Source organism: Methylosinus sp. sav-2 (genome assembly GCF_004366495.1).
GTDB lineage: Bacteria > Pseudomonadota > Alphaproteobacteria > Rhizobiales > Beijerinckiaceae > Methylosinus.
On the sequence record NZ_SOEJ01000003.1, the window covers coordinates 216018 to 234288 of the forward strand.

General features: G+C 66.2%; 15 protein-coding genes. 6 read left to right on the forward strand and 9 right to left on the reverse strand.

Going from position 1 to position 18271, the window contains the following annotated elements; all coding sequences use genetic code 11:
• Positions 1–57 precede the first annotated feature (57 nt).
• The gene (dusB, locus tag EDE12_RS09625) at positions 58–1062 is read right to left on the reverse strand and encodes a tRNA dihydrouridine synthase DusB (RefSeq protein ID WP_026598665.1); all 1005 of its coding nucleotides are present in this window, start codon (positions 1060–1062) and stop codon (positions 58–60) included.
• A 147-nt stretch (positions 1063–1209) separates the two neighbouring features.
• Between dusB and EDE12_RS09630 the strand changes: the two genes are divergently transcribed.
• Together EDE12_RS09630 and EDE12_RS09635 are read left to right on the forward strand one after the other, a co-directional pair.
• Entirely contained in the window at positions 1210–2421 is a 1212-nt protein-coding gene (locus tag EDE12_RS09630) for a bifunctional 2-C-methyl-D-erythritol 4-phosphate cytidylyltransferase/2-C-methyl-D-erythritol 2,4-cyclodiphosphate synthase (RefSeq protein WP_026598666.1), read from the forward strand.
• Positions 2422–2575: 154 nt separating this feature from the next.
• Positions 2576–4381: a methyl-accepting chemotaxis protein gene (locus tag EDE12_RS09635; RefSeq protein ID WP_036290866.1), complete on the forward strand. Its 1806-nt coding sequence runs from the start codon at positions 2576–2578 to the stop codon at positions 4379–4381.
• 101 nt (positions 4382–4482) lie between these two features.
• Here the strand turns inward: EDE12_RS09635 and katG are convergent, their stop codons facing one another.
• Positions 4483–6660 carry a catalase/peroxidase HPI gene (katG, locus tag EDE12_RS09640; protein ID WP_036290869.1) on the reverse strand — a complete coding sequence of 726 codons (2178 nt, stop codon included), beginning with the start codon at positions 6658–6660 and terminating at the stop codon, positions 4483–4485.
• Between the two features lie 190 nt (positions 6661–6850).
• Here katG and EDE12_RS09645 point away from each other — a divergent pair, with 190 nt between their 5' ends.
• The gene (locus tag EDE12_RS09645) at positions 6851–7762 is read left to right on the forward strand and encodes a hydrogen peroxide-inducible genes activator (RefSeq protein ID WP_024879974.1); all 912 of its coding nucleotides are present in this window, start codon (positions 6851–6853) and stop codon (positions 7760–7762) included.
• Between the two features lie 76 nt (positions 7763–7838).
• Entirely contained in the window at positions 7839–8339 is a 501-nt protein-coding gene (locus tag EDE12_RS09650; RefSeq protein WP_036290872.1) for a CinA family protein, read from the forward strand.
• Here the strand turns inward: EDE12_RS09650 and EDE12_RS09655 are convergent.
• A complete protein-coding gene (locus tag EDE12_RS09655) occupies positions 8324–8794 on the reverse strand; it encodes an SRPBCC family protein (protein WP_024879976.1) in 471 nt (156 codons plus the stop codon). The two genes, EDE12_RS09650 and EDE12_RS09655, sit on opposite strands and share 16 nt — an antisense overlap.
• Positions 8795–8909: 115 nt before the next feature.
• On the opposite strand from EDE12_RS09655, the gene EDE12_RS09660 reads away from it, so the two are divergent.
• Entirely contained in the window at positions 8910–9314 is a 405-nt protein-coding gene (locus EDE12_RS09660; protein WP_024879977.1) for a DUF488 family protein, read from the forward strand.
• Here the strand turns inward: EDE12_RS09660 and lipA are convergent.
• From lipA to EDE12_RS09680, 4 genes are all read right to left on the reverse strand, one after another.
• Positions 9241–10215, reverse strand: a complete 975-nt coding sequence (lipA, locus tag EDE12_RS09665; RefSeq protein WP_026598668.1) for a lipoyl synthase — start codon at positions 10213–10215, stop codon at positions 9241–9243. The genes EDE12_RS09660 and lipA overlap by 74 nt on opposite strands.
• A gap of 7 nt (positions 10216–10222) precedes the next feature.
• The gene (locus EDE12_RS09670; RefSeq protein ID WP_134188066.1) at positions 10223–10531 is read right to left on the reverse strand and encodes a hypothetical protein; all 309 of its coding nucleotides are present in this window, start codon (positions 10529–10531) and stop codon (positions 10223–10225) included.
• Between the two features lie 201 nt (positions 10532–10732).
• Positions 10733–14200, reverse strand: coding sequence for a DNA polymerase III subunit alpha (gene dnaE, locus EDE12_RS09675; protein WP_026598670.1), 3468 nt, complete (start codon positions 14198–14200; stop codon positions 10733–10735).
• 212 nt (positions 14201–14412) lie between these two features.
• Positions 14413–14754 (reverse strand): phasin family protein, encoded by a 342-nt coding sequence (locus EDE12_RS09680; protein ID WP_024879981.1) that lies wholly within the window; start codon positions 14752–14754, stop codon positions 14413–14415.
• A gap of 266 nt (positions 14755–15020) precedes the next feature.
• On the opposite strand from EDE12_RS09680, the gene EDE12_RS09685 reads away from it, so the two are divergent.
• Positions 15021–16703: an SPOR domain-containing protein gene (locus EDE12_RS09685; protein WP_026598671.1), complete on the forward strand. Its 1683-nt coding sequence runs from the start codon at positions 15021–15023 to the stop codon at positions 16701–16703.
• A gap of 56 nt (positions 16704–16759) precedes the next feature.
• On the opposite strand, the gene EDE12_RS09690 is transcribed toward EDE12_RS09685, so the two are convergent.
• Positions 16760–17485 carry a DnaJ domain-containing protein gene (locus tag EDE12_RS09690; protein WP_024879983.1) on the reverse strand — a complete coding sequence of 242 codons (726 nt, stop codon included), beginning with the start codon at positions 17483–17485 and terminating at the stop codon, positions 16760–16762.
• Between the two features lie 12 nt (positions 17486–17497).
• Positions 17498–18202: a hypothetical protein gene (locus tag EDE12_RS09695; protein ID WP_036290878.1), complete on the reverse strand. Its 705-nt coding sequence runs from the start codon at positions 18200–18202 to the stop codon at positions 17498–17500.
• Positions 18203–18271 lie beyond the last annotated feature (69 nt).

Here is an 18271-nt window from a genome sequence, read left to right on the forward strand (position 1 = left end):
ACACCTCGGAACTCCTCTGGCGCGGAGCGCGCGCCGATCCTGTACGGGACATACGCGTCAGCAATATGCCGGAGCCGGCTCCCCTCGCGCCGGCTCGAGCGAGAACAAAAGGCGAAGAAGCCCGCGAACCTCCTCGGCCGAGGAAGAGGCGAGCATCGCCCGTCGGAGACCGGCGCGCGCCTCGGCGTCTCCCTCCGCCTGCTCGGCATAGGCGGAGAGATGCTTGCGCGCATGGCGCAGGCCCGCATTCGCGCCCATGGCGATCAGCAGACCGTCCAAATGCTCGAGCGCCGCCTCCAGCCGCACTGTGGCGGAGGGCGCCGCGCGACGGCGGCCGGCGGCGAGAAAATGGGCGATATCGCCGACGAGCCACGGCCGCCCCATCGCCGCCCGTCCGACCATCACCGCATCGGCGCCGGAGGCCGCGAGCATTGCGGCGGCGTCCTGCGGCGAGGCGCAATCGCCATTGGCCACGACCGGAATTTTTATGGCGGACTTGACCGCGGCGATTGCCCGCCAATCCGCCCTGCCCTCATAGAATTGCGCGCGGGTGCGGCCGTGGACCGTCACCATGACGGCTCCCTCGGCTTCCACCAGACGCGCCAGCTCGGCGGCGTTGCGGCTGGCATCGTCCCAGCCGAGCCGCATTTTGACGCTCACCGGAACCGAGACCGCGCCCACAGCGGCGCGGACCAGCTCGGCGGCGAGCGCCGGCTCGCGCATCAGCGCTGCGCCGGCGAGGCCGCCGGTCACGCGCTTGCAGGGACAGCCCATGTTGATGTCGATCAGCCTCGCTCCCGCGGCCTCGGCCTGGCGCGCCGTCTCGGCTATGCCCGCCGGATCGCGCGCCGCGATCTGCACGATATGGGCGTCTATGCCGGAGCCGTCCAGCCGCTGGCGGGCCTCGACGTCGCCGCGCGCCAGCGCGCTCGCGCCGACCATCTCGCCGACCGCGGCGGATGCGCCGAAACGCAATGCGATCCGCCGCATGGCGAGATCGGTCACGCCGGCCATAGGCGCCAGAAAGGCGCGCCCCGTCAGATGAAGCGAACCGATGCGCAAAGGCGTGGCTCCTATGGTCTCGCCTATAAATTCATCAGTTGTCATCGTGCCTACACTATATGCAGATGGCCATACGTACGCAATGCGTACATCCCCGAGAATAGTGAAAATTGACGCGAAGCCGAAAAAGCGGGAGAGGAACCTCCTATGAGCTCATCCTCGACCATTGCGATCCTCACCGTCGCCGGCGGCCGCGGCGTGCGTGCGGGCGACGGCCTTCCAAAACAATATCGTGCGCTTCTCGGCAAGTCTGTGCTGGCGCGCACTCTCGAAGCGATGCACCGGGCTGCGCCTCAGGCTTCGCTTCTCGTCGCCATCCATGCCGACGACGCGGAGCTCTATCGCGGCAGCGTCGCTGAGCTTTCGGACAGCGCGCGCGCGCAGCTGCTCGAGCCGGCGATCGGCGGCGCGACGCGCCAGCAGAGCGTGCGCAATGGGCTCGAGGCGCTGGCAACTCTCTCTCCCGCCCCGGAAATCGTGCTGATCCAGGACGCCGCGCGGCCCTTCGCCGACCCGGCTCTCGTCGCCAGGGCGACAGAGGCGGCGCGCGCCCATGGCGCGGCCGTGCCGGGCCTGCCGCTCGCCGATACGGTGAAGCAGATCGACGCCGAGGGCGTCGTGATCGCCACTCCCGACCGCGCGAGCCTGCGCTTCGTGCAGACGCCGCAGTCTTTCGCCTTTCCGCTGATTCTCGCGGCGCATCGTAAGGTCGCGAGCGGCGGCGCCGAGCTGACCGACGACGGCATGGTCGCCGAGGCCGCCGGCCATAAGGTCCATGTGTTTCCGGGCGACGCCGCTAATTTCAAGCTCACCACGCCGGAGGATTTCTTGCGCGCGCAAAACGCTCTGCTGGGCGACCTCTCCGACATTCGCACCGGCCAGGGCTATGACGTCCACGCTTTCGGCGAGGGCGACAAGGTCTGGCTCGGCGGCGTTCCTGTGCCGCACAGCCACGGCCTCGCCGGCCATTCCGACGCCGATGTGCTCGCCCACGCGATCACCGACGCGCTGCTCGGAGCGCTGGCCGATGGCGACATCGGCAAGCATTTCCCGCCCTCGGACCAGCAATGGAGAGGCGCGCCCTCCTCCATCTTCCTGGCTTTCGCGGCCAAGCGCGTGCGCGAGCGCGGCGGGATCATCTCCCATGTCGACGCGACCATCGTCTGCGAGGCGCCCAGGATTGGACCGCACCGCGACGCCATTCGCGAGAGCCTCGCCAAGATCATGGAGGTCGACATCGGCCGCGTGGCGGTGAAGGCCACGACCTCGGAGCGCCTCGGCTTCACTGGCCGGCAGGAGGGCATGGCGGCGCTGGCGCTGGCGACGGTGCGGCTGCCGGCGATCGAGTCCGAGCGTTGACAGCTGGGAATCGGCTGCGGTTTGCCCCCTGCAGTCGCCGAGCTGTCACGCACCTGTCATAAAAAATAATGACTTAGCGGTATCGGCGTTAGCTGTTTCGCAACGCGAGCTCGGGCATTGTGCCGCGTCTTTCCTCCATGCGGCTGTCGAACCGATGAAATCGAGCATCGCACGCAAGCTCGGCGGCGTCATCACGCTGCTCGGCGCTCTCGCATTATGCCTCTCCCTCTTCGCATTCTGGCAATCGCGTCTCCACGCGCGACAGACGAATGAGATCGAGGCGGATTATGACTATGTCCTCGAGGTGCGTGGGCTCGCGCAATCCGTGCAGCATGTGGCGATTCTCGCCAACGCGGTCTTCTCCTCCGACGACAAGAACGAAGTGCAGAAAAAGCTGACGGGTCTGCGTCGTGCGCTCGACGATCTCGGTCGATCGGCCGACGCGCTCGTCTCCCGCGCCGGAGGCAGGATGTCGGAGCAGCAGAAGACGAAGCTCTCCCTCGCCATACGAGAATTCATCGCCTATCAGAATGATACGATCGAGCTCGGCCTGACGATCTCGCCAAAGGCCGCGCTGGTCCAGGCGAATGACGAGGCGACGATCGCCAATCGCGGCCAGATGATCGCCGAAATGGACGCCTTCGTCCGCGAGACGCTCGGGCGCCTCTCGGCCAATCGCCGAGCGGAAGAAGAGCGCCGGCCCCGGGACGAGGCGTTGACGCTGGCGGTCCCGGCCACCGCCACCGCGCTCGCCATAATCGTCGCATTCTGGATCGTCGCAACACAGATTCGCGCGCCGCTGGAAACGATCGCTCTGGCTCTGAAGCGTGCCGCGGAAGACGATTTCGACGAGAACATCCCTTTCGTCGATCAGCACGACGAGATCGGCGACATGGCGCGGGCGCTCCGCGCTTTCGAGGCGGCCGCGCAAGAGAAGCGGCGTCTCGAGCACGAGGCCGAGTCCCAACGCCGCTTGACGGCCGAGCTGCGCGAGACCGGCGACGGCGAACGCCGTCGAGCGGCCGACGAGCAGGCGGCTGTGGTCGCCGCTCTCGCCCATGGGCTCGAGCGGCTCTCCGGCGGCGACTTCACCTCGAGGCTGGAGACGCCCTTCGCGCCGCAATACGAGCCGCTTCGCGCCGATTTCAACCAGGCCGTCGAGAAGCTGAGGCACGCCATGATCGCCGTGGCGAAGAATTCCCAGGCTGTTCTCGAGCGGACGACGGAAGGGGCGCGCGTCGCCGACAGCCTCGCCGAGCGCAGCGAGCAGCAGGCGCTCGAGCTCGCCAAGGCGGCCGTCGACCTCGGCGCCTCGACCTCCGCGATCGAGCGCACCGCGGACACGACAGCCGAGGTGCGCGAATTCGTCAATCGCGCCAGCAGCGCCGCGCGGCGCGGCGGCGAGGTCCTTCGCGACACGATCGCGGCGATGAGCGCGATCGAGGATTCATCCGGCCAGATCGGACGGATCGTCGATCTCATCGACGAAATCGCCTTTCAGACCAATCTTCTCGCTCTCAACGCCGGCATCGAGGCGGCGCGTAGCGGCGAGGCTGGTCGTGGCTTCGCGGTGGTCGCCTCCGAAGTGCGCGCGCTGGCGCAACGCGCGCTCGAAGCGGCCAAGGAAATCGGGGCGCTCGTCGAAACCGCGCAACGGCAGGTCGGGATCGGCGTCGGTCTCGTGAGCGAGACGAGCCGCACATTGAGCGAGGTCGTCCAGCTCACATCCTCGACCGATGCGCTCGTCGCCAATGTCGCGGCCGCGGCGAAAGAACAATCCGCCAGCCTCGGCGAAATATGCATCACCGTCGGCAAAATCGACAAAGCGACGCGGGAAAACGCGGCGATCGCAGCCCGCTCTTCCGGCGCGAGCGCCAATCTCGCCGAGCGGACGCGCGAATTGATCGATCAGGTCGCGCGGCTGCGCGTCGTCGCGCACGCCGAGGCGCGTGCGGCCTGAGGCGCGCCGCTGTTTCGAATGGAAAACAGGGAATTATGTCAATAGCCGAGCGTCGCACGGGGCTCTCTCCCCGCGCCATGCGCGGGGAGAGATGCGGTACGTCAAGACTTGCGCAAGTCGAAGCGGTCCAGATTCATCACCTTGACCCATGCGGCGACGAAGTCGCGCAAGAACTTCTCCTTCGCATCGTCAGAGGCGTAGACTTCCGCGACGGCGCGCAGCTCTGAATTGGAGCCGAAGATCAGATCGACGGCGCTCGCCGTCCATTTGAGCTCGCCGCTCTTGCGGTCGCGGCCTTCGTAGACGCCTTCCGTCTCGGCCGACTTTTTCCATTGCGTGGACATGTCGAGCAGATTGACGAAAAACTCGTTGCTCAGCACGCCCGGCCGCGAGGTGAAGGCGCCGACCCGCGAATTCCCCTCATTTGCGCCGAGGACCCGCATTCCGCCGACGAGAACGGCGGTCTCGGGGACGGTGAGCTCCAGCAGGCTCGCGCGATCGACCAAGGCCTCGGCCGGCGATTTCTCGCCGCCTTTGGCGAAGTAGTTGCGGAAGCCGTCGGCCTTCGGCTCGAGAACCGAGAAGGATTCGACATCCGTCTGCGCCTGCGTCGCGTCCGCGCGCCCTGTCGAGACCGGAACCTCGATCGTGACGCCGGCCTTTTTGGCGGCGTCCTCGATCGCGGCGCCGCCGCCGAGCACGATGAGATCGGCGATCGACACGCGCTTGCCGTCGGCGCGGCCCTTGTCGAAGCCGGCCTTCACCTCCTCCAGCGTCTTCACGACCTTCGCCAGCTCGGCGGGGTCGTTGACGGCCCAATCCTTTTCCGGCGCGAGGCGAATGCGCGCGCCATTGGCGCCGCCGCGCTTATCCGTGCCGCGGAACGAAGCCGCCGAGGCCCAAGCCGTGCGGATCAGCTCGGCGTCGGTGAGGCCCGAAGCGAGGATTTTCGACTTCAATCCGGCGATATCCGCGGCCTCGATCGGCTTGTAGTCGATCGCGGGAACGGGATCCTGCCAGATCAGCTCGTCCTTCGGAACCAACGCGCCGAGATAGCGCGCGCGCGGCCCCATATCCCTGTGCGTCAGCTTGAACCAAGCCTTGGCGAAAGCCAGCTTGAACGCATTCGGATCGTCATGGAAGCGCTTGGCGATCTTGGCGTATTCGGGGTCGAATTTCAGCGCCAGATCGGTTGTGAACATCATCAGAGGATGCGCCTTGCCGGGCTCGTGCGCATCGGGGACGATGTCGTCGGCATCCTTGGGCTTCCACTGCGTCGCGCCGGCCGGGCTCTTGGTCTTGACCCACTCATGGCCGAAGAGGTTGTCCAAATATTGCGTGGTGAAGGAGACCGGATCGACCGACCAGGCGCCTTCCAGCCCGCTGGTGATCGTATCCGCGCCCTTGCCGGAGCCGCAACGATTGGCCCAGCCGAGGCCTTGCGCCTCGATCTTCTCTCCCGCCGGCGCCGGGCCGACGCATTTGGCCGGCGATTTGGCGCCATGCGCCTTGCCGAAAGTGTGGCCGCCGGCGATCAGCGCGACAGTCTCCTCGTCGTTCATCGCCATGCGGCCGAAGGCTTCTCTTATGTCCTTGGCCGCGGCGAGCGGGTCCGGCACGCCATTCGGCCCCTCGGGATTGACATAGATCAGGCCCATTTGGACGGCGCCCAAGGGCTTTGCGAGCGCGCCGCTCTTGTCGCGATTATTGCCCATGAATTTGGGCGCCCCCCAATAGACGAGATCGGGCTCCCAATCATCGCTGCGGCCGCCGCCGAAGCCGAAGGTCGCAAAGCCCATCTTCTCCATGGCGACATTGCCGGTCAGCACCATGAGATCGCCCCAGGAGAGCTTCTGGCCGTATTTCTTCTTCACCGGCCACAGCAGCCGACGCGCCTTGTCGAGATTGGCGTTGTCCGGCCAGCTGTTGAGCGGCTCGAAGCGCTGCTGCGCCCCGCTCGCGCCGCCGCGGCCGTCGTGGATGCGATAGGTTCCCGCGCCGTGCCAGGCCATGCGGATGAAGAATGGGCCGTAATTGCCATAGTCGGCCGGCCACCAGTCCTGCGACGTCGTCAAGACCGCCTCAATGTCCTTCTTCACCGCGGCGAGATCGAGCGTCTGAAACGACTTCGCATAGTCGAAATCCTTGCCCAGCGGGTTCGATTCCGCGGCGTTGCGGCGCAAGGGCGAGAGATCGAGCTGGTCCGGCCACCAGAATTGATTGGAATGTGGCGCGCCCTCGGCCGAGGCGGCCAGCGTCGCGCCGACGACGATCGCCATCGCCGCGGCGGTCGTCCGCAGAAATCGCCGTAAGTCAGCGTGAGAACGTGACTTTCCAGCGCTCGTCACCATCTTTTCCGTTGCATTCGGCATTGCTTTCCTCCTCGTCGACGCCCCCGCTGAGCTTGCTATAAGACGCGAAATCGATTAGGTAAAATTCGAAATTCTTCGTCATCGATCAGGAAAACTGATGATCACGACCAAGCAGCTCCGCTATTTCGAGGCCCTCGCCCGCACCGAGCATTTCGGCAAAGCGGCCGATCTCTGCGCCGTGACGCAGCCGGCGCTCTCCATGCAGATCAAGGAGCTGGAGGTCGAGCTCGGCACGCAATTGGTCGAGCGGCGCGGCAAGCTGGTCATATTGACCGCTGCGGGCGGGGAGATCGCCAAGGTCGCCCGCCGAATCCTCGCCGATATTTCGGAGCTGGAGACGATGGCGGATCAGAATTTCTGTCCGCTTCGCCTCGGCGTCATCCCGACCGTCGCGCCCTATATTCTGCCGACCTTGTTCGACGCGCTCGGCGGCGGCGCGGCGGATCTGCGACCTCTGCATATTCGCGAGGCGCAGACCGCCACATTGCTGGCCGAGTTGGACGACGGCCTTCTGGACCTCGTCATGCTGGCGACGCCCGTCGATCCAGAACTCGACTCCATGCCGCTCTTCGAGGATCGTTTCTTTCTCGTCGCTCCTTTGAACGGATTGCCGGAGGAAGCCGGCTCCGTCAGCGCGGAAACGCTGAAAGCGCAAAGGCTTTTGCTGCTCGAGGACGGCCATTGCCTGCGCGATCAGGCGCTCAGCTATTGCGAGAGCCGCAATGTGCTGAACATCGACACTTTCGGCATGACCAATCTGACGACGCTGGTTCAGATGGTCTCGGCGGGCATGGGCTGCACGCTGCTCCCGGAGATGAGCCTGCCGATCGAAACGGCGAGAGGAAGCGTCCGCGTGCTGCGGATCGAGCAGCCGGAGCCGCGCCGGATCATCGGGCTCGTCTGGCGCAGATCCTCGCGCCGCGGCGACGAGTTTCGCGCCCTCGGCCGCATGATCGTGGCCTCGCGAAACGCGGCGCTCGAGGGCGCAGCGGCTCTGTCGGAGACCTAGCCTGTCGGCTCGACGGCGGAGTCCGATCCGGCCTATCTATGGGCTGGACGCCTCATCACACCGAGCGAGCCTGCTCATGACCGCCCCCGATCTCTCTCGCCTCGCCGAGCGCCTCCTCGATCTCTGCCGCGCGCAGTCTCTGCGCCTCGCGACCGCCGAATCCTGCACCGGCGGGCTCGTCGCCGGGGCGATCACCGATATCGCCGGCTCCTCGGACGCCTTCGATCGCGGCTTCGTCACCTATTCCAACGCGGCCAAGGAGGAGATGCTCGGCGTCCCGCACGAGATTCTCGAGCGCTATGGCGCCGTCAGCGCCGAGACGGCGCGGGCCATGGCGAGCGGCGCGGTGGAGCGCTCCTTCGCCGATATCGCCGTCTCGATCACCGGCATAGCCGGCCCGGGCGGCGGCAGCGCGGAGAAGCCCGTGGGCCTCGTCCATTTCGCCTGCCTGCGCAAGGGCTTTGGGGTGGAGCATATCGAGCGCCGCTTCGGCCCCGAGACGCGCGAGGCGATAAGGGAAGCCTCGGTCGCCCAAGCGCTGGAGCTGATGATCGCTGCCGCTCAGCGGCGGCCGTAGACCTCGCCGGCGCGCTTGACGAAAGCGTCCGAATATTTGTGGAAGGCGGAGTCGAACATCGCCCCCATCACCAGCCCCAGCGTGCGGCTGCGGAACTCGTAATTAATGTAGAAATCGACGACCGAGCGCGCGCCGCCCTCCGGCCCGCCCGGCTCGTCGGTGAAGGTCCAGCGGTTCTCGAGCTTCTTGAACGGGCCGTCGACATATTCGACGAGGATCTCGCGCTTGTTCGGGTCACAGGTCACGCGACTGGTGAAGCGCTCGCACACCGCCTTGAAGCCCACCTGCATCTCCGCGAGGATGACCTCCACCCCCTCCTCCGTCGTGCTGCGGCGGCGCACGCGCAGCGCCTCGCAGAGCGGCACGAATTTCGGATAGGATTCGACATCCCTGACCAGGGCGAACATGTCGTCGGCGCGGAAATTCACGCGGCGGCGGTTGCGGAAGCTCTTCATGGGCGAAGCTATTACCACTATTGCAGAAGGCGCGAAAACGGCCTTTTCGTCCGCGCGACGCGAGCGCCTCGCGCCCTATGTCGCTCCCCAGGGGGCTTCGACCCTGAGGAAAAGCATGTTCAAGATCAAGCGCGCCTATGAGCCGGCGAGCGCTGCGGACGGCAAGCGCATCCTCGTCGACCGCCTGTGGCCGCGCGGACTCTCGAAAGCGAAGGCCGCGCTCGACGAATGGGATCGACTCGTCGCGCCGAGCGACGCTCTGCGCCGCTGGTACGCCCATGCGCCGCAGCGCTGGCGGGAGTTCAAGACCCGCTACGCCAGCGAGCTGCGCGAGACCTGCCCGCAGGAGCTGAAACGTCTGCGTGCGCTCGGACGGGGCCACGTCGTGACGCTTCTCTTCGCCTCCCGCGCGCCGGAGATGAACAACGCCGCCGCGCTGAAGGAGATCATCGAGACGCGGCGAGCCTCTTCTCTCGCAGCCGCTCGAAATCCGCGCCCGCATGGTGCGAGGAGCGGGTGAGCGGCGAAGCCGAAACCATCGAGAAGCCTTTGGCGTAGGCGATCGTCGTGAAAGCCTCGAATTCCTGCGGCGTCACGAAGCGGACGACCTCGTGATGCTTGCGGGTCGGCTGCAGATATTGACCAATGGTGAGGAAGTCCACATCGGCCACGCGCAGATCGTCCATCACCTGGAGGATCTCGTTGCGTCCCTCGCCGAGCCCGACCATCAGTCCGGATTTGGTGAAGATCGTGGGATCGAGCTCCTTGACCCGCTGCAGCAGCCGAAGCGAATGGAAATAACGAGCGCCCGGCCGCACCGTCACATAGAGCGACGGCACGGTCTCGAGATTGTGGTTGAACACATCCGGCCGCGCGGCGACGACTTTTTCCAGCGCGCCCTCCTTGCGGAGAAAGTCCGGCGTCAGCACCTCGATCGTCGTTGTCGGACAGGCGGCGCGTATCGCGAGGATCGTCTGCGCGATATGCCCCGCCCCGCCGTCCTCGAGATCGTCGCGGTCGACCGACGTGACCACCACATGGGAGAGGCCGAGCTTGGCGGTCGCCTCCGCCACCCGCTCCGGCTCGGTGGGATCGAGCGCGGACGGCAGGCCGGTCGCGACATTGCAGAAGGCGCAGGCGCGCGTGCAGACCGACCCCATGACGAGGAAGGTCGCGTGCTTTTTCTCCCAGCACTCGCCGATATTCGGGCAGGAGGCCTCCTGGCAGACGGTGGAGAGTCCGCCGCCGCGCAGGATCGCCCCGGTCTCGCGCCAGGCCGCCGAGCCCGGCGCCTTGACCCTGATCCACTCCGGCTTGCGCGCGAGCGGCGTATCCGGCCGATGCGCTTTTTCCGGATGGCGGACGGCGGCCGCTTCACGCTTGCGCGGGTCGTCGTTGAGAAGATCGAGAAGGACGGTCATGGCTTGCCTAATGTCTCGGCCTTTGGTCCGGCCGGAGGGGAGCTCCGCCGTCGACTCGCGCCCAGAGCGAGACGCTGATTATGGACCCGAGCAGGCCGGCGAGAAAATGGCCGAGCGAGGCGTCGAGAGCAAGCCCGCAGAACTCGGCGAATTGCGCTCCGAGCCACGCGCCAGCGACGCCGATCGCCATATCGGCGAAGAGCTGATCGGAGCTGCGCAGCAGGGCGCCAATGAGCCAGCCGCCGAGCGCGCCGATGACGACGAGGGGCAGAAAGCCCGCGTCGAGCCTTCCGAGAAAAGCGATCGCAGCGTCCATTTCCGCCATCCCGATCGACCGGGCGCCGCATCACGCGGTCCCTGTTCCAAGATAGGAGCCTCGCGCCCCGACAAGAAGAGGCGCGGCGTCGCAGGCTGCGGCCAGATCGCCCAGGCGAAGCTTCATATCAGATATATTACTTAGTTATCTCAATAAATAAGCACTAATACCTAATGCCTTAGATGAGCTATATCCCACGCCTCACACATGCTCCACGGCGAGCACGCCGGGGATTGTCTTCAGCGCCCCGGCGACATCGGCCGAGACCGAATATCCGCCCGGCAGCTTGATCTCCACCTCGCTCGCCATGCGCTCCAGCGCCACGACGATCGACACCTCGCCCTCGCCGCGCGTCGTCAGCCGCGACTTCAGCGCATCGAGCGGCGCGGCGTCCTGAAGGAAGATGCGCAGCCCTTTTTGCGCCTTGGCGGCTGCCGCCGCGAGCGGCTGCACCTCGGTGATGCGCGCCCGCACATCCTCGCCCTCGAGCGCGGCGGAGAGCGTCACCAGCACGGTCGCGCCCTTCTCCAAAAGGTCACGATACTGGTTGAGCCCTTCCTGAAACAGGATCGCCTCATATTGCCCGCTGTCGTCCGAGAGCTGGACCACGCCCATTTTCGAGCCCGATTTGGTGCGCCGCTCGGCGCGGTCGAGCACCACCGCCGCGAGCCGCCCGGCGCTCGCGCCGCGCTTCACCGCGATGATGAACTCCGCCCAGCGCGTCAGCCGCAGCCGGCCGAGCACGCTCGCATAGGCGTCGAGCGGATGGCCGGAGAGGAAGAAGCCGGCGGCGTCGAATTCGCGCTTCAGCTTTTCCGAGGCCGTCCAGGGCTGGCTCTTGGGCAGGACCAGATCCTCCTCCGCCTCCGCGCCGCCGAACAGCGCATTCTGTCCGGCCTGCCGATCCTCGGCGCAGCGATTGGCGCAGGCGAGCACAGTCTCGATCGCGCCGACGACGCGGGCGCGGTCGGCGTCCAGCTCGTCGAAGGCGCCGCAGCAGGCGAGATTCTCCAGCACCTTCTTATTGACCTCGCGCGGATTGATCCGTCGCGCGAACTCCGAGAGATTGCGGAAAGGCGCGGCGCCGCGCGTGCGCACGATCGACTCGGCCTGCCCCTCGCCGACGCCCTTCACGGCGGAGAGCGCATAGCGAATGGCGAGCTTGCCGTCGGCGCCGGGCGCGACGTCGAAATCGACGCCCGAACGGCGGATGGAAGGCGGCTCCACCGCAATGCCGAGCCGCCGCGCCTCATTGCGGAATTCGGCCAGCTTGTCGGTGTTGCCCTTGTCCAGCGTCATGGAGGCGGCCAAAAACTCCACCGGATAATGCGCCTTGAACCAGGCCGTCTGATAGGCGATCAGCGCATAGGCCGCCGCATGGCTCTTGTTGAAGCCGTAATCGGCGAATTTCGCCAGCAGGTCGAAGATATCGCTGGCCTTTTGCGCCGTGAGCCCGCGCTCCACCGCGCCGGTGACGAAGCGCTCGCGCTGGGCGTCCATCTCGGCCTTGATCTTCTTGCCCATGGCGCGGCGGAGCAGATCGGCCTCGCCCAGCGAATAGCCGGAGAGCACCTGAGCGATCTGCATCACCTGCTCCTGGTAGATGATGACGCCGAACGTCTCCTTTAAGATGTGCTCGATCTTGGGGTGGATGTAATCCGGCTCCTCATCGCCGAGCTTCACCGCGCAATAGGTCGGGATATTGGCCATAGGACCCGGCCGGTAGAGGGCGACGAGAGCGATGATGTCCTCGAAATGATCGGCGTGCATCTCGACCAGCGCCTTGCGCATGCCCGCGCTTTCCAGCTGGAACACGCCCACCGTTTCGCCGCGCCCGAGCATTTCGTAGGTCTCTTTGTCGTCGAGCGGGATGCCGGCGAGATCGAAATCCGGCGCGCGCCGGCGCACCAGATCGACGGCGGTGGCTAGCACGGTCAACGTCTTGAGGCCGAGGAAGTCGAATTTGATGAGGCCTGCCGGCTCCACCCATTTCATATTGAACTGGGTGGCCGGCATATCGGATTTCGGATCACGATAGAGCGGAACCAGCGCGTCGAGCGGCCGGTCGCCGATGACGACGCCCGCGGCATGGGTCGAGGCGTTGGAATAGAGCCCTTCGAGCGCCGCCGCGATTTTGAACAGGCGGGCGACCTTTCCGTCCTCGTCGATCGCCTCGCGCAATTTCTGCTCGCCGGCGACGGCCTCGGCCAAAGTCACCGGCTTGGCGGGGTTCTGCGGCACCAGCTTGGCGAGCTTATCGACCTGCCCCAGCGGCATTTCCAGCACGCGGCCGACGCTGCGCAGCACGCCGCGGGCCAAAAACGAGCCGAAGGTGATGATCTGCGCCACCTTCTCGGCGCCATAGCGCTCGCGGACATAATCGATGACCTCGCCGCGTCGCGTTTGGCAGAAGTCGATGTCGAAATCCGGCATCGACATGCGTTCGGGATTGAGGAAGCGCTCGAAGAAGAGGCCGAAGCGCAGAGGATCGAGATCGGTGATGGTCAGCGCATAGGCAACCAGCGAGCCGGCGCCCGAGCCGCGCCCCGGCCCGACCGGAATCCCTTGCGATTTCGCATATTTGATGAAGTCCGAGACGATCAGGAAGTAGCCGGGAAAGCGCATCTTCTCGATCGTGTCGAGCTCGAATTCGAGGCGCGCGTCATAGGTTTCGCGCGTTTGCCCCGGCGCGGGCGGCTGCACGAGGAGGCGCGCCTCGAGGCCTTCCTTCGCCTGCCGGCGCAATTCGCGCGCCTCAATATCCTCGAGGGATTCCCCGCCCCCTTCCCCGTCCAGCATGAAGCGCGGCATGATGGGCTTACGCGTCAGCGGGCGGAAGGCCGCACGGCGCGCGATCTCGACCGTCGAATCCGTCGCCTCGCGGAGATCGGCGAAGAGCTCGCGCATCTCCTTGCGCGTCTTGAAATAATGCTGCGGCGAGAGCCGCCGGCGCTCGGCGACGCTGGTCACTGTGCCCTCGGCGATGCAGAGCAGCGCGTCATGCGCCTCGAAATCCGCCGCCGTGGCGAAAAAGGGCTCGTTGGTGGCGACCAGAGGCAGGCCGCGCCGATAGGCGAGATCGAGCAATTGCGGCTCGACGCGCCGCTGCTGATCGAGGCCGTGGCGCTGAATCTCGACATAGAGCCGGCCGTCGAAGAGCGGCAGCAGCGCCTCGAGACGGGCCAGCGCCTGCTCCGCCCGGCCCTTGGCGAAGAGCGTGTCGATCCCGCCCTCCGAGCCGCCGGTGAGGGCGATCAGTCCCTCGCTGCTCGCAGCGAGGCTCGCCAGCGAGACATGGGAGGCCTCGCCCTGCTCCGGCTCGAGATAGGCGCGCGAGGCGAGCCGCATCAGATTGGAATAGCCCAGCTCCGACTGCGCGATCAGCACGATATGGCCGCGCCCGTCGGAGCCGCCCGCCACGTTCTGAGTTCCGTCGCCGAAATCGACATTGAGCTGCACGCCGGGGATCGGCTGCACGCCGGCTTTGGCGGCCTTTTCCGAAAACTCCAGCGCGCCGAAGAGATTATCGGTGTCGGTGACGGCCAGCGCCGGCATCTGGTCCTTCTGGGCCAGATCGATGACGCGCGAGAGGGTCAGCGCGCCCTCGCGCAGCGAGAAAGCGGTGTGAAGATGTAGATGAACGAAGCCGACTGCGTCGATCGCGCTCATTTCGACCGCCTCCTGCGACGCCTCTCGCGTCCCCGGCGATCATATCGCGCCGCAGCGCCGGGATTCGCAACTCGCGCGTCGCGCCCCCTGGATTTTACGCACAGGCTTGGTGATTCTACTGCGGCGCCGCAGAGCCGATAAATGAAAAGCCGGGCGGAAGAGGTCCACCCGGCTTTTCCGAGACTCTTGTCGAGGACGCGTCTGGCCGGCGATCACTCGCCCGCGGAATAGACTTTCGTCGCCGCCGCTTCGACCGGCTTGAACGCTTCCTTCGCGAGGCTGGAATAGAGCTCGCCGAGCTTGGTCGCCTCGGCCACGAAATCCTCGTACGCGCCCTTGGCGTAATCCGACTGCAACTGGAGGGCTTCGTCGATCTTCTTGACGCCAATCAGCTTTTCAGCGAGGAGGCGGCTCTTTTCGAAGGACTTCTTCGAATAGTCGGTCGTCTCCGCCGCAATGGTCTGCCAGCCCTTGGTGAGGGCCGCCGTCGCCGCGGACACGGCTTCGAATTGCTCCTTGCCCAGCTGCTGAACGCTTTCGAAAGTGGCAACCATCGGTCTCGTCCTCGTATCGAGCGCCTTTCGGCCTTCGCCCCGTGGCGGACTCCATGCGCTCAGTTGACAGGATAAACTTATATGCATTGCACAATCGAAGTCAACGACAATGTTGCGATGCAAAACCACAATCCCGAACGCCTTTCGCCTTAACCAGGGGGTAACCTCGCATCGGTAAGATTGTAATCATGTGACTTTTCGGCAACGCCCACGCTGACCGGGCCGCCGCGAGCGCATGATGGGGCAAGTGAGCGGGATCAGGATAGATGACGAAGCGTGGCGTCGCCGGCGGGCTCGAGCGTTGGAAGTGGGTAGCGGCTCTGACGGCTCTGGCCGCCCTATCGGCGCTTTTCGCATTTCCGGCGGAGGCCAGACGTCATCATCATTCCGGCCGCGCCTATCACGCGCGTCACTCCTTCATCCATCACGCGGCGCACCATCGCCGCGGCGGCGCGCATCTCGCCCATGCGGCGCGGCGCGGCCATTCTGAGGCCGGCGGCGGTCCCGCCTTCGCCGCGATCGTGGTCGACGCCAATAGCGGTCGCACGCTCTATGCGCGCAATGAGCACGAGCTGCGCCATCCCGCCTCCGTCACCAAAGTGATGACGCTCTATCTTCTGTTCGAGCAGCTCGAGAAGGGAAGGCTGCGGCTCGACTCGCCGCTCGTCATCTCCGCCCATGCGGCGTCGCAGGCGCCGACCAAGCTCGGCCTCGCCCCCGGCCAGACGATCGACGTCGAGAGCGCCATCAAGGCCGTCGTCACCAAATCGGCGAACGACATCGCCGCGGCCATCGCCGAGAACATCGCCGGCGACGAGGAGAGCTTCGCCGAGATGATGACGCGTAAGGCGCATCAGCTCGGCATGGGCCGCACGCATTACGCCAACGCCTCCGGCCTGCCCAATGACGAGCAGATCACCACGGCGCATGATCTCTCCGTGCTCGGCCGCGCGATCCAGGACCGCTTCCCGCGCTATTATCACTATTTCTCCACCCACGCCTTCGTCTGGCGCGGCCAGTCGCACCGCAATCACAATCATCTGCTCGGGCAGATTCGCGGCGTCGACGGCATCAAGACCGGCTACACTCACGCCTCCGGCTTCAATCTGCTGACCTCGGTGCGGCGCGACGGCCATCATATCGTCGCCGTCGTCATGGGCGGACGCACCGCCGCGGCCCGCGACCGCGTGATGGCCGGCCTCATCTCCGAGCATATCGACGACGGCGCCCCCGTCCGCACGGCGCGCGCCATCACCGAGGGCGAGCCCGCTCCGGCTCCGATCGCCCGAGCCGAGGCCGCCGAGGAGGAGAAGGACGAGGCGCCTGTCGTCGCGGCCGCCGTCACCGCTCCTGCTGCGCCCGCCCCGCGCGTCGCGCCGGCGATGGCGCTCGCCTCGGCGCCGCCGCTTCTCGCCGTTCCGACGCCCGTGCGCGGCGATAAGATTCGTCCGGCTTTCGTCGCCGGCGGCCAAAAGGCTGCGGAGCCGGCGCAAGAGCGTGGCGCTCGCCATCAGCCCGAGCCGTCCCGGCGTGACGGCGTTCATGCGACGGCCGATGGATCGACCGCCGCCAAGGCCGGTCATGGAACGAAGGTCGCCTCGGCGACGACGCCGACCGCTCTGCCGGCGCGCATGTCCGACGCCGATCGCACGCTGGTCGCCCGCAGCGATCGCGCGGAATTGTCCAAGGCCGATCAGGCGCGTCCGATTCACTCGGGCTGGATGATTCAGATCGGCGCCACCGACGACGCCGAAAAGGCGCAGCAGCTGCTCTCGCGCGCCCGCGCCAAGGGCGTGCCGGCCACCGCCAAGGCCTTCACCGAGAAGGTGCAGAAAGGAAGAGAGACGCTCTATCGCGCCCGTTTTGCCGGGCTCGAGGAGAAAAGCGCGGAGACCGCCTGTCGCGCTCTGAAGCGCTCGGGCTTCTCCTGTTTCGCGACGAAGAATTGATCGACGGACCTTATTTTTCCAAAAAGCGACGCGCATTGAGCGAACAAGGCCGAGCTTCAATGATGATGACGACGCATGAGGACATCTTTGGCTTCGTTCACCCGAGCCGCGAGATCAGTCGTCCCGCCATGGTCCGGATGAAGCTTCTTCATCAGATCGCGATGCGCCCGCGCGATGTCCTCGCGCGCCGCTCCCTTTTTGAGGCCCAGAATTTCATAGGCCTCATCTTCCGAAATCGTGCCGCCGCGGCGGCCTGGTCCGACGCCGCCCGTATCCGCTCCCCGCGAGTCGCGTCCACCGTCTCGTGTCTGACGCCAGCCGGCAAACCGGCGGTCGAGATACACCTCTAGAAGGCGCGCGCCCTCAGGATCGACGCTGCGGCAGTGGCGGTAGAGCTCCATCACCGCCGTCCGCGTCAGCGCGTCGAGCCTTTTGCCTTCGTCCTTGCCGGCGAGAATGGCGCCGCGAATGGCGCCGCTCGCATGATCGAGCTCCATCTCGATCATGGCCGAGCGCACGCGCGAGACGCCGGCCCCGGCAGTGCCGTGACCAAAACGCTTCACCCCGCGCGAGAAAGCGCCATAGAGCCACATGCCGGCCGAGGCCAGCAGCAGGCCTATGTCGATGCGCCCGCGCAGAATGAAGAACAGGCCGAGCGCGATCGTCGCCGCGCCGCCCCCCTTGCGAATGATGCGGGCCATGGCCGCCGGCGAAGCGCGCGTGAACATGCGCAATCCGTAGAGCGCGAGCACCAATGCGAGAAATCCGATCAGAACCGGCATGAAGCGGGCTCCTCACCCCATTTGTGACAAAAGAAGACGTGCAGCGTCTTCGCCTTTTGTAGCGCGCCGTTCGAGCTCGGCCAGCCCGCCCGCCGCATAAGCCGCCGCAGCGGACAAAAGCTCGGCGAGACGGCGCGGCGCCGAGGCGTCGAAAGCGGCGTAGGCTCCGCCGGTCAGCCGCGCGATCTCGCGAAAGGCGGCGCCGGCCTGCGCATCGGCGCCCTCGTGGAACATGAAGGCCTTCACGCCGAGAAGGCCAAGCCTGCCGGCGAGCTCACAGAGCTCGTCGGCATTTTCCTCCATCGCGTCGCCGACGAAGACGAGAGCGCCGATGCGACGCGCGCTCGTCTCCTCGAGCGCATGGCGAAACACTTTGCCGATCTGCGTGCGGCCGCCGCGGCAAGAGATTTTCGCCATCAGCGCCGCGAGCCCCTGCCCGCCGCCGACGAAGCCCGATGCGCGGCACTCGCCGAAGCCGCGAAAGAACACGAGCTGGACATCGAGCCCGCCGAGCGCCGCCGTCTCCTCGAACATGCGGCCCTGCAGCGATTGCGCGAGATCCCATGTCGGCTGGCGGCTCATGGTGGCGTCGAGCGCGAAGATCAGCCGGCCCCGCTCGGCCGCAGCGCCGACGCGCCGCGCCTCCCGAATGAACGCTTCCACCGCCTGCGCCCGCGCAGAGGGAGAAAGCGGCGCATTGCCTCGTTCATCGCTCACGGCTGTTCACGTCGCGTCCCTGACCGTTTATATCAGATCGGTCGCCGCCCCGGAATGACAAGAGGCGCG

Excerpts from the sequence above, each read along its gene's own strand:
- EDE12_RS09690 (WP_024879983.1), bottom strand. The coding sequence starts at position 17,485 with ATGCCGGTTCTGATCGGATTTCTCGCATTGGTGCTCGCGCTCTACGGA.
- katG (WP_036290869.1), bottom strand. The coding sequence starts at position 6,660 with ATGGCGATCGTCGTCGGCGCGACGCTGGCCGCCTCGGCCGAGGGCGCG.
- EDE12_RS09655 (WP_024879976.1), bottom strand. The coding sequence starts at position 8,794 with ATGAAGAGCTTCCGCAACCGCCGCCGCGTGAATTTCCGCGCCGACGAC.
- EDE12_RS09645 (WP_024879974.1), top strand. The coding sequence starts at position 6,851 with ATGATCACGACCAAGCAGCTCCGCTATTTCGAGGCCCTCGCCCGCACC.
- EDE12_RS09660 (WP_024879977.1), top strand. The coding sequence starts at position 8,910 with ATGTTCAAGATCAAGCGCGCCTATGAGCCGGCGAGCGCTGCGGACGGC.
- dnaE (WP_026598670.1), bottom strand. The coding sequence starts at position 14,200 with ATGAGCGCGATCGACGCAGTCGGCTTCGTTCATCTACATCTTCACACC.
- EDE12_RS09630 (WP_026598666.1), top strand. The coding sequence starts at position 1,210 with ATGAGCTCATCCTCGACCATTGCGATCCTCACCGTCGCCGGCGGCCGC.
- EDE12_RS09650 (WP_036290872.1), top strand. The coding sequence starts at position 7,839 with ATGACCGCCCCCGATCTCTCTCGCCTCGCCGAGCGCCTCCTCGATCTC.
- EDE12_RS09670 (WP_134188066.1), bottom strand. The coding sequence starts at position 10,531 with ATGGACGCTGCGATCGCTTTTCTCGGAAGGCTCGACGCGGGCTTTCTG.
- EDE12_RS09635 (WP_036290866.1), top strand. The coding sequence starts at position 2,576 with ATGAAATCGAGCATCGCACGCAAGCTCGGCGGCGTCATCACGCTGCTC.
- EDE12_RS09680 (WP_024879981.1), bottom strand. The coding sequence starts at position 14,754 with ATGGTTGCCACTTTCGAAAGCGTTCAGCAGCTGGGCAAGGAGCAATTC.
- lipA (WP_026598668.1), bottom strand. The coding sequence starts at position 10,215 with ATGACCGTCCTTCTCGATCTTCTCAACGACGACCCGCGCAAGCGTGAA.
- EDE12_RS09685 (WP_026598671.1), top strand. The coding sequence starts at position 15,021 with ATGACGAAGCGTGGCGTCGCCGGCGGGCTCGAGCGTTGGAAGTGGGTA.